We start from the raw sequence: 10,126 nt of genomic DNA, 5'->3' as shown, positions 1-10,126 counted from the left end.
CAGGATTTCCCAGGGGAGTCGTTGGGGTGGACCGGGCCGTCAGGTCCCGAAAAGTCTTTCAATCTTCTCGCGTACGTCTGGCTGCGCGAACGTCTGCCGGTGCATGGCCCGCTCGCCTTCAATCACCCGCTGCAATTCCTGGCGGGTCGTCTGATTCAGGTGTGCCTTCAACAACCGCAGGGAGAGCAGCGGCTTCTCCGCCAGGTCCGCGGCCATGCGCAGGGCGGCCTTCACCACGTCCGCCTTCTTCTCCACCTGGACCTGGGCGCCGCGCGTCTTGAGCTCCAGGCCGTAGTAGTTGCGGGCCGTGAAGAGCATCTCCGCGCCCAGCGTCGCCCCCAGCCGCTTGGGGAGGATGTACGTGGAGCCCATCCCGGGGGTGAAGCCATACTTCATGAAGACGGCGCTGTAGATGCACTCCTCCGCGAGGATGCAGAAGTCCGCGAAGAGCCCCAGCGCCAGGCCCCCGCCAATGGCGTGCCCCTGCATCGCGGCGATGACGGGCAGCTCACAGCGCAGGAACAAGTCGTAGAAGAGGAGCCCGTCCAGCGACACGCCCCGCGTGTCCTGGGATTGCACGCCCTCCACCAGCCCGACGAGCTCCTCCTTCGTGCCGCCGCAGCAGAAGTAGTTGTCGAAGCCGTGCACCACCACCACGCGCAGGTCCGGCGTCCGGGCCACGGCGTCGAAGGCCTGCTTGAGGTCCCTCACGAAGGCCGGGGAGAAGGTGTTCTTGCTCTGGCGGTCCTCCATGGCCACCACGCCCACCGCCCCCTGGCGCGTCAATGTGACGGTGGAGTTCATCGCGAGCCCTCCTGCTCCCAGGGCAGGCTCTGGTGGGTGAGGAAGGCGTGGATGCGCTGGCGCACCGCGGGGTCCAGGGCGAGCCCCGTGGTCGTCTGGACAGCCAGGGCCTCCACCCGCTCGTCGATGGGGAAGACGTCGTTGGCGTAGCGCTTGAGCTTGAGGATGCCCTCGGCCGGAATGCGCTTGAAGCGCAGGAGGAGCCGCTGGAGCGCGCGCTCGGAGTCCTCGCCCAGCTCGTCGACCAGGCCCAGCTCCAGCGCCCGCTCCGCGCCCAGCTGCTGCGCCGTCAGCGCCAGCTTGTAGGCGTGGTGCATGCCCACGCGCCGGGCCAGGAAGGGCAGCACCATGGCGGGGAGGATGCCCCAGAGGATCTCCGGCAGACTGAAGGACGCGGCGTGGCTGGCGAGCACCAGGTCGCTGGCGGCGACGACCCCCACCCCGCCCGCCATCACCTTCCCCTCCACGAGCGACACCACCAGCTTGGGGAAGCTGGCCAGCCGCCGCAGCGTACGGAAGTAGAGGGCGCAGGACGCGTTCATGCCCCGGGCGCCGGGCTCGCCGGACGACATCAGCTCCGTGAAGTCCATGCCGGAAGAGAACGTGTCGCCCTGCGCGCGCAGGACGACCACCTTGGTGGACGCGGAGCGCTCTGCCTCGTCCAGCGCCTCGTTGAGCGCGGTGAGCAGCTCCAGGTTGATGCTGTTGCGCGCGTCGGCGCGGTTGAAGGTCAACCGCATGGACAGCGCGTCGGACTCGCGGAGGATGGCGGGGGGGCGCATCTTCAGCTCCACTCGTATTCGCGGTGGTAGTCCTTGATGCGCCGGAGCACCAGGCGCCGCTGCCCGGCGAAGGCCTGCTCGTGGATGCGCCCGAAGCGGGACAGCCCCACCTCCAGGTCCTTCGCCCCGAAGGGGAAGGCGCGCAGGTCGTCCAGGAGCGCGTCGTACTCCTGCATGGACAGCCGGTAGCGCTGCTCCAACCGGCGGCGAATCTCCATCCGCGCCAGCGCCCGGGTGGACGCGGGGCCCACGAGGCCGCTGAAGAACTCCGACGAGCAGCCGGAGCCATACGAGAAGAGGCCCACGCGGGTCTCCTCCTGAGCGCCCAGGTGGTCGATGAGGCTGGCGAGCGCCATGTACAGGGAGGCTGAGTACAGGTTCCCCACCCGCATGCAGTACTCCAGCGAGGGAGCGACCCGCGCCGTGAAGTCGCGCTCGATGGCGGCGCTGTCCAGGCCGCCGAACTTGCGCACGAGCTTGCGGTGCGCGCCCTTCACCATCCCGCCGAATGGCGTGTGGAACGCGAGCGCGCCGAACGTCTTCACGACGTCCGCGCCCTCCACCCGTTCCGCGTACGCCTCGAAGCAGCGCTCCATGCAGTCCAGGTACGAAAAGAGCGACACGTCCGGGTTGCCGGTCTCCACGTCGTAGGACGGCCGGCAGGTGTCCATGACCTCGTAGCCGTGGAAGCCCGTGGCGCCCACGTCCAGCTCCAGCACGTCCGGGGACGTCCCCACCAGGAACGCCACCGCGCCGCAGCCCTGTGAAGGCTCCGCGTAGCTGAGCTTGTCCGCGGAGCGCGCCACGTCCGTGGCGATGACCAGCACCTTGGGGTCGTACGCCGCGTGGGCGAGCACGTGGTTCGCCGCGATGCCCAGCGCCGCCGTGCCGCCGTAGCAGGCCTGCTTCACCTCGAAGAGCTTGCAGCGGCGGCTCAGGCCCAGGTGGTGGTGGACGTAGGTGCTGATGGACTTGCCGAAGTCGATGCCGGACTCCGTCGCGGTGACGACCATTTCGATGCGGGCCTTCTGCGCCTCCGTCAGGCCGTCCACCAGGGCCTTCGCCGCGTTCACCGCGTGGGTGACGGGGTCCTCCCAGGGCAGGCCCACGGCCTTCTCTCGCATCAGCAGGTTGTCGAACCGGTCCAGGTTCAACCCGCGGGCGTGGAAGATGTCCTTGACGCCAATGACGGCGGCGCCGCCGTACACGTTCATCCGCTCGATGCCGACTTGCATGTTCAGGTCCTCGCCTCGCCCAGCACGACGCAGGCGTTGATTCCACCGAAGCCGAACGCGTTGCTCAGCGCGTGACGCAGGGGCCGCTGCGTCGCGCTCGGGCCCGCGAAGCGGCACTCGCCGTCAATGGGCTCTTCCAGGTTGGCGTTGGGGTGGACGAAGCCGTGCCGCAGCTGGCCCACCGTCGCGATGGCCTCCACCAGGCTGGCGGCGCCCAGACAGTGGCCGGTCAGTCCCTTGGTGGAGTTGATCTCCACCTCCCCCACCCGCGCGCCCCACACGCGCCGGATGGCCTCCACCTCCGTGCGGTCCCCCAGCGGGGACGCGCTGCCGTGGGCGTTGAGGTAGTCGATGGCGCCGGGGTCGACGCCCGCCTGCGCCAGCGCGCGGCGCATGGTCCGGACCTCGCCGTCCACGTTGGGGTCGGAGGACGCGTTGCCATCCAGCTGCACGGCCACGCCCAGCAGCCGGCCCTGGACGGGCGCCCCGCGGGCCCGGGCGAACGCTTCACGCTCCAGGACGACGCAGGCCGCCGCCTCGCCCGGGACGAAGCCGTTGTGCCGCCGGTCGAACGGGCGGCACGTGCGCGACGGCGCGTCCGTGAAGTCCTTGTAGAGCGCGCCCGCGTTCGCCAGCGCCTGCAGCTCCAGGACGGACAGGTCCGCGGGAGGGGCCACGACCACGCAGACGTCGCACAGGTCCAGGGCCAGCAGCTGGTGCGCGCGCGCCAGCGCCACGTTCCCGGACGCGGACGCGCCGCCCACGGTGCCCCCTTCGCCCTTCGCGCCCAGCAGCTCGGAGACGACGCCCAGGTGGAAGGTGTCCAGGAACTGCAGGGCGTAGCGCGGGTTGATGAAGGTGGGGTCGCTCCCGTATTCGCCGTGCGTCTGGAAGACGTACTGCTGGGTCAGGTTGTTGCCGGCGATCAGCACCCCCACCCGCTCCGGATCCACGCCCGAGGGCTCCAGGGCCGCGGCGCTCCACGCCTCCAGCGCGGCCACCACGGACGTCTGGACGGTGAAGGGCGCGCGGCGGCCCAGCTTCAGGGCCCGGGCCTTGCGCTCCTCCGGGAGGGCGCCCACGCGCTCCAGGGCCGAGTCGAAGGAGAAGCCGCGGATCTCCGCGCCAATGCGGCAGCCGTCCGGGAGCGGCCTGGCCGTCCGCTCGCGCAAGGCGATGCCGGAGCGGCCCGCCCGCAGTCCCTGCGTGAGCGCGTCGACCCCCTGGCCGAGCGCGCACACGACTCCCATTCCTGTGATCGCCGTGGCGGTCATTGGTCGCACATCACCGAGGTCTGTCGTTCGCGCGTGGGGGCTTCGTCAGGCCGCGCCGCGCTGGGCCTTGGCGTGGAAGAAGCCCACCAGGTCCCGGATGTTGTCCACGTTGGAGAGCTCCACGAGGGAGAACCTCAGCCCGAGCGACTCCATCGTCATCGTGACGATCTCCAGCCGGTCGATGGAGTTCGCGCCCAGGTCCACCAGCCGTCCCTCGAAGGGAACGGACTCCGGGGAGATGGAGAGGACGGAGGCCGCGTGGCCCCGCACGATGGAGAAGATTGCGTCGTGTCCCATGACAGTCATCGCGCGCGCCTCAGTAGGTGAAGACCATTCCAACGAAGGACACACCGGACCCCGTTCCCGTCAGCACGCCGCGCTCGCCGCGCCGCAGCCCGCCCACCTTGACGGCCTCGTAGAGGGCCATGGGCATGGAGGCGCCAATGCAATTGGCGTAGCGGTCGATGATGCGCACCAGCTTGTCGTCCGGATAGGTCAGGCTGAGGTAGTCCAGCACCACGCGGCTCGGCTGGTGCGGAATGACATACCGGCAGTCCTTGATGGTGATGTCCGGGCACTGCTTCCACAGCCCCTCGTTGAAACGGGGGAGGTACTCGAAGCCAATCTTGAGCAGCTCCGCCCCGTTCATGTGCAGGTAGTTGTCCTCCGGCGTGGTGTTCTTGCCGTTGGGGTGCCGCCGGGAGCCTCCGCCGGGCACCATGCTGAACTCCGCCCCATAGCCATACGTGCGGACCTGGGAGGCGTGGATGCAGCTCTTCTCCCCGGGCTCCGGCAGGGTGACGACCGCCGCCGCGGCCGCGTCCCCGAAGAGGGTGAAGTTCTCCGGCTTGCGGAAGTCCAGCGCCACGGAGGAGATGTCCGAGGAGACGATGAGGATGCGCTTGTAGCGCCGCATGTTGAGGGAGTTCGCCGCGACGTCCAGCGCGACGAAGAAGCTCAGGCATGAGGCGTTGACGGTGATGGACGGGACGCCGGAGCGGCCCAGCCCCAGCTCCCGCTGCACCAGCGGCCCGCCGTCCGGCACCGCCTGCTCGGGGGAGCCCGAGGCGTTGATGATGAGGTCGATGTCCTCCAGCTTGAGGCCGGCGTCGCGCACCGCCTCCTTCGCGGCCTCCGCGCCCATGAACGACGCCGTCTCGTCCTTGACCCAGCGCCGCTCGCGGATGCCCTGCTTCTCCACGCACCAGCCTGGGGGCAGATCGTATTTCTTCTCCAGATCGCTGCTCAGGACGACGTCCGCGGGCACATACCGGCCCAGACCGGCGATCTTGAACGGCAACGGAAAGCCACCACCCTGATTCATTTCCATGCTCCGGCCAGGAGAGACACTGCCTTGACGCCGTTCGGGAGCTACATTCCCAGCGACGCGATTTTTTCTTCAAGAAATGACGCGGTGTCGGAGAGCAGCTTCGCGGTGATCCGCGCCACTCCCCGGTTCTGCCAGGGCTCCAGGTCGGTCCCCTTCACCCAGGCATTGAAGGCGCCCAGGGCGGGACCGCAGTGGATTTGATAGTCGACGCGCCCCTCGGGGTCGCCCGCCAACGCCAGACGCGTGGAGTAGGCGAAGTACCAGCGGAACACGAGCGCCATCTTGTGCTTGGGATTGGAGCGAGCCTTCTCCAGCTCCTCGGGCGCCCGGGTGCGGAAGTACGCCTGGGTCTCCTCGAACACCTGTTCGAGCGAGCGCTTGAAGTACTTCGTCTCCAGCTGGTTGCGCGTCTTCGCGTCCAGGGTGTCCAGCGATTCGTGCTGGCGGTACAGCTCGTAGAGCTTGTTGGCGCGGGCCGGGAAGAAGAGCCCCCGACGGAGGACCTGGACGCGCGCGCCCAGCTCGAACATGTCGCCGGCCGGAGCGGTCGTGGTGTCCTGGACGCCCGCCTCCTGGAGCAGGGCCTTCATCGCGTCGGAGGCGCCGCTTTCGACGGTGCACTGGTTGATGCTGCCGGTGACGATGTAGTCCGCGCCCATCATGAACGCGGCCGCCGCGGCCTGGGGCGTGCCAATGCCTCCCGCGGCGCCCAGGTGGACGCGCGGGCCTTGCGGCAGGGTGCGCGCCAGGCGGTCGCGCAGGGACATCATCGCGGGCAGGAGCGCGAACGCGACGCCCTGGTCGGTGTGGCCGCCAGAGTCCGCCTCCACGGTGAGGGCGTCCGCCATGGGGACGGCGCGCGCCAGCTGGGCCTCCTCCGGGGTGAGCTTCCGGGCCGCCACCAGCTGCTCCAGGAGCCGCTCGGGCGCCGGGCTCAGGAAGGACTGCGCCACCTCCGGCCGGGACACCTTGCCCACCACGCGGTGCAGCCGGGTGACGGTGCCGTCCGCCTCGCGGCGCAGGCCCCTGGCGCGGTAGCGGACCAGGGCGGGCGTCATCTGCATGAACGCGGAGGCCTCGATGAACCGGATGCCGCGCTGGAGGAAGAGGTCCACCAGTGCGTCCTCCGTCTCCGGGCGGTTGAGATCATGGAGCAGGTTCATCCCGAACGGCGTCTGGGTTCCCAGCGCAGCCTGGAGCTCCTGGATGGCCTTCTCCACGCGCTCCAGGGACAGGCCCGCGCTCCCGAAGAAGCCCATGCACCCCGCGCGCCCCATGGCGATGACGAGCGCCGTGGAGGCGATGCCCCGGTACATCGCCCCGGAGACGCACGCGTAGCGCAGGCCGAAGTCCCGGCGGAACTCCGCGGACCCCAGCCGCTCCGGCGCCAGGGGCTGGACGCGCCGCGTGGAGGCCGGGGCGGGCTCTCCAACAGGCTTGGAGACGGGCGCGGAAGGGGGCTCCGGGGCCCTGGGCGGGGCAGGCTGGAAGGTCAGCGGCGCTGCCTCCGCGCGGATCTTCCGCAGCATGCCGGTGAGGACGTTGCCGGGGCCTACCTCCTCGAAGCTGACGCCCTCCAGGGACAGCAGGCGCCGCATGATCTCCGCCCAGCGGACCGGGCGGGAGATCTGCGCCGCCAGCGTCTCGTGCAGGAGGTGCGGCTCGTAGGGCAGCGCGTGGACGTTGGAGAAGACCGGGAAGCGCGGCGGCGCGAAGCGGAAGCCAGACAGGAAGGCGGAGAACTCCTGCTCCGCATCGATCATATAGCGCGAGTGGAAGGCGGCGCTGACCCGCAGCATCACGAAGTGCCGGGCCCCCTTCGCCAGGAGCGGAGCCTCCGCGCGGGCGACCTCGTCCCTGGGCCCGGAGATGACCAGCTGGCTGGGGGTGTTGAAGTTGGCGATGCCGACCCCGGAGAGGTTCTCCGCGGCGAGCGTCCGCTGGATGTCCTCCTCGCCCAGGCCAATGACCGCGGCCATCCCACCGCCCTTGGCCCGGCCCATGAGCTGGCCGCGCTTCTGGACGAGCCGCAGCCCGGTCTGGAAGTCGAACACGCCCGCGGCGAAGAGGGCGCTGTACTCTCCCAGGCTGTGGCCCGCGGCGTACGCGGGTGACAGGCCCGCCTCCTGACCCTTCAGGTAGGCCAGGGCGCTGACGACGTACAGCGCCGGTTGGGTATAGGAGGTCTCCTCCAGACGTCTGTCCGGGTCTTCAAGACAGAGGCTCCGGATGGAGTACCCCAGAATTTCGTCTGCCTGCTGGACCTGTCTGGGAAATTGATCGAAAAGGGCGGCGCCCATGCCTTTCGATTGGGCGCCTTGTCCAGGGAACATGACGACAGGGGTCATCGCAGCCCCCCGCGTGAGCGCCAGGCAGTGGGATTGTCCAATGACATCCCAGGCAATGAGCTCCACAGCGCAGGCACGCGAGCCTCCCCGACGGCAACCCCACTGACGCCCCAAGCGGCAGTGAAGCCAATCCATACTGATCGTCACTTAACCTGTCAATCAGGTCTAAATAGACCAACAAACTATTTGCGAAATGCGCGCAAGATCTTGAATTCCTGAAACTTTCCAGTGACGCCTGTGTTGCCTGCCAGTCCCGCGTTTGTAGCCTCGCAGGCAACAACTCCACGGCCGTATGTCCTTGCATTACCGAAGCGCGCGTCACGCGGTCCGCCGAGCCGCCCCCCGACATTCCTCCGCCCGGTAGGGGTGCTAGCGTCCCGGATGTGTCCCCTGCTCCCACCCCCCTGGCCTCCGCTTTTCTCGCGGCGCCTGGCCGCGCGCCCGCTTCACTTCCGGAGCCCACGCACTTGGAGGAACTGCTCCGCGCGTCGCTCGAGCGCGCCCGGTCGCGCTGGCCCGGACTGGAGCTGGAGGCGCTCGCCTTCGTGGTGTTCGTCGCTGAGCGATTGACGTCTCCAACGGGGCTGCTGGAGGCGCTCGAAGGGGCCTCGCCTGCCTTCTCGGAGTTGTACCTGGCCTTCGGGTGCCTGCGGCACAACCGCGCCGCGCTCCAGTTCTTCGAGGACGGCTACCTGCGCGATGTCGGCGCGTTCGTGTCCGGCGTGGACCGCTCGCCCGCTTTCGTCGCGGAGGTGCGGCAGGTGCTCCGGGAGAAGCTGTTCACGGCTGCCGCTGGCTGTGAGCCGAAGATTTCGGAGTTCACCGGCGGCGGCGCGCTGGGCGGATGGGTGCGGGTGGCGGCGCTGCGCATCGCGCTCAACCTCAAGCGCTCCGAAGCCCGGGCCGACACCGCCGCGCAGGACTCCGTCGAGTCCGCGTTCGGCGAGCAGCTGGGGCCAGAGCTCGAACACCTGCGCTCGCGGTACCGCGAGGCCTTCACGGAGGCCGTGCGCACGGCGCTGGGTGAGCTGTCCGACCGGGACCGCACGCTGATGCGCCTGTACCACGTGGAGTCGCTGTCGCTGGACGCCATCGCGGCGCTCTACCGCGTCCACATGTCCACGGTGTCGCGGTGGCTCAGCCGCGCGCGGGAGCAGGTGGCGGAGGCCACGACGCGGCGGCTGTGCGAACGCCTGGGGGTGGGCGCGTCCTCGGTGGACAGCATCGCGGCGCTGGTCGTGAGCCAGGTGGACCTCAGCCTGACGCGGCTGCTCGGTCCGGGGGGCTGAACTTTCGCTGCAAGGGATTTCCCGGCCGGTGTCAGGGCGTCGAAAGGCCCCTTCCGGGCCTCACCGAGGAAAGCCCCATGCGCGTCTCTTCCTGGCTGTCCGTCGTCACCCTCGCCGCCACCGTCTCCGCCTGCGAGCCGTTCCCCGACGATGCCCCCTCCATCCCCACCGAGGTGCAGTGGCCCGGCGAGGCCTTCTTTCCAGAGGGCATCGCGGCCTCGAAGGACGGCACGCTCTACGCGGGCAGCCTGGGCACCGGCGCCATCGCGCGCGCCAAGCCGGGCTCGCTGGGGGCCGAGGTCTTCATCCCGGGCCGGGCCTCATTCGGCGTCTACGGGCTCGAGGTGGATGAGGCCCACGACACGCTCTGGGCCTGCACCTACGACGACCTGCTGCTGCCCGCGCAGGCCTCGTACCTGAACGGGTATGCGCTCTCCACGGGTGCCCTGAAGGCCAGCCATGCCATGCCCAGCCAGGTCAGCTTCTGCAACGACGTCGCCGTCGATGCCGCGGGCAACGTGTACGTGACGGACTCGTTCGGGAACGCGGTCTTCCGGCTGGCCGTGGGTGGGACGGCGCTCGACACGTGGTCCTCGGATGCCGCGTACGAGCCCTCCGAGCCGGGCCTCATCACGCTCAACGGCATCGCCTACGACGGGGCGAACCGGCTCTACGTCGTGAAGAGCGACACGGGCGCGCTGTTCTCCATCGATATCCAGCCGGATGGCAGCGCGGCGGCGCCCGTGAACATCCCGGTGACGCCGGCGCTGGAGACGCCGGACGGGGTCGAGTGGGTGGATTCGGGCCGGCTGTTCGTCGTGGAGAACACGGTGGGGCGGGCTTCGCTGGTGACGCTGGGTGAAGGCGCTGGCGCGAAGGAGGTGCTCGCCAACGGCTTCGTGGAGCCGACCGCCGCCGCGATCACGAAGGACGGCGCGTGGGTGCTGGAGTCGCAGATGGGGTTCTTCTTCGGCACGCCGGGGACCCCGGCCCTGCCCTTCCGCGCGTACCGGGTCGCCGTCCCTCCTCTTCTGCCCTGAGCGCGAACAATCCTAGAGTCGCGT

At 69.5% G+C, this 10,126-nt stretch carries 9 protein-coding genes; 2 read left to right on the top strand and 7 right to left on the bottom strand.

The genetic code is table 11. From position 1 onward, the window contains the following. Positions 1 to 39 precede the first annotated feature (39 nt). Genes D7Y15_RS01445 through fabD form a run of 7 tightly spaced genes read right to left on the bottom strand, consistent with a single transcriptional unit; the run spans position 40 to position 7,758 of the window. A complete protein-coding gene (locus D7Y15_RS01445; protein WP_121751474.1) occupies positions 40 to 804 on the bottom strand; it encodes a polyketide synthase in 765 nt (254 codons plus the stop codon). Beyond that, entirely contained in the window at positions 801 to 1,586 is a 786-nt protein-coding gene (locus D7Y15_RS01440; RefSeq protein WP_121751473.1) for an enoyl-CoA hydratase-related protein, read from the bottom strand. The genes D7Y15_RS01445 and D7Y15_RS01440 overlap by 4 nt, the downstream gene beginning before the upstream one ends. A 2-nt stretch (positions 1,587 to 1,588) precedes the next feature. Then, on the bottom strand, positions 1,589 to 2,821 hold the full coding sequence (locus tag D7Y15_RS01435; protein WP_121751472.1) for a hydroxymethylglutaryl-CoA synthase family protein: 1,233 nt from the start codon (positions 2,819 to 2,821) through the stop codon (positions 1,589 to 1,591). Between the two features lie 2 nt (positions 2,822 to 2,823). Then, positions 2,824 to 4,095: a beta-ketoacyl synthase N-terminal-like domain-containing protein gene (locus tag D7Y15_RS01430; protein ID WP_121751471.1), complete on the bottom strand. Its 1,272-nt coding sequence runs from the start codon at positions 4,093 to 4,095 to the stop codon at positions 2,824 to 2,826. Between the two features lie 45 nt (positions 4,096 to 4,140). Further along, positions 4,141 to 4,392: a phosphopantetheine-binding protein gene (locus D7Y15_RS01425; protein ID WP_121751470.1), complete on the bottom strand. Its 252-nt coding sequence runs from the start codon at positions 4,390 to 4,392 to the stop codon at positions 4,141 to 4,143. Between the two features lie 19 nt (positions 4,393 to 4,411). Next, positions 4,412 to 5,419 (bottom strand): 3-oxoacyl-[acyl-carrier-protein] synthase III C-terminal domain-containing protein, encoded by a 1,008-nt coding sequence (locus tag D7Y15_RS01420; RefSeq protein WP_158628986.1) that lies wholly within the window; start codon positions 5,417 to 5,419, stop codon positions 4,412 to 4,414. A gap of 47 nt (positions 5,420 to 5,466) precedes the next feature. Next, positions 5,467 to 7,758, bottom strand: a complete 2,292-nt coding sequence (fabD, locus tag D7Y15_RS45140) for an ACP S-malonyltransferase (RefSeq protein WP_255430321.1) — start codon at positions 7,756 to 7,758, stop codon at positions 5,467 to 5,469. 482 nt (positions 7,759 to 8,240) lie between these two features. On the opposite strand from fabD, the gene D7Y15_RS01410 reads away from it, so the two are divergent. Both D7Y15_RS01410 and D7Y15_RS01405 read left to right on the top strand, forming a co-directional pair. Beyond that, on the top strand, positions 8,241 to 9,062 hold the full coding sequence (locus D7Y15_RS01410) for a sigma-70 family RNA polymerase sigma factor (protein ID WP_158628985.1): 822 nt from the start codon (positions 8,241 to 8,243) through the stop codon (positions 9,060 to 9,062). Between the two features lie 77 nt (positions 9,063 to 9,139). Beyond that, positions 9,140 to 10,102, top strand: coding sequence for an SMP-30/gluconolactonase/LRE family protein (locus D7Y15_RS01405; RefSeq protein ID WP_121751466.1), 963 nt, complete (start codon positions 9,140 to 9,142; stop codon positions 10,100 to 10,102). The last annotated feature ends 24 nt before the right edge of the window (positions 10,103 to 10,126 follow it).

It is taken from the genome of Corallococcus sp. AB030 (assembly GCF_003668965.1).
In the GTDB taxonomy this organism is placed as follows: Bacteria; Myxococcota; Myxococcia; order Myxococcales; family Myxococcaceae; genus Corallococcus; species Corallococcus exiguus.
The sequence above is the reverse complement of the archived record's forward strand: the minus strand, read 5'-3'. Positions and strand labels throughout refer to the sequence as shown.

Coding starts and splice junctions, on each gene's coding strand:
- D7Y15_RS01420 (WP_158628986.1), bottom strand. CDS start 5,419: ATGAATCAGGGTGGTGGCTTTCCGTTGCCGTTCAAGATCGCCGGTCTG.
- D7Y15_RS01445 (WP_121751474.1), bottom strand. CDS start 804: ATGAACTCCACCGTCACATTGACGCGCCAGGGGGCGGTGGGCGTGGTG.
- D7Y15_RS01440 (WP_121751473.1), bottom strand. CDS start 1,586: ATGCGCCCCCCCGCCATCCTCCGCGAGTCCGACGCGCTGTCCATGCGG.
- D7Y15_RS01435 (WP_121751472.1), bottom strand. CDS start 2,821: ATGCAAGTCGGCATCGAGCGGATGAACGTGTACGGCGGCGCCGCCGTC.
- D7Y15_RS01425 (WP_121751470.1), bottom strand. CDS start 4,392: ATGGGACACGACGCAATCTTCTCCATCGTGCGGGGCCACGCGGCCTCC.
- fabD (WP_255430321.1), bottom strand. CDS start 7,758: ATGTTCCCTGGACAAGGCGCCCAATCGAAAGGCATGGGCGCCGCCCTT.
- D7Y15_RS01430 (WP_121751471.1), bottom strand. CDS start 4,095: ATGACCGCCACGGCGATCACAGGAATGGGAGTCGTGTGCGCGCTCGGC.
- D7Y15_RS01405 (WP_121751466.1), top strand. CDS start 9,140: ATGCGCGTCTCTTCCTGGCTGTCCGTCGTCACCCTCGCCGCCACCGTC.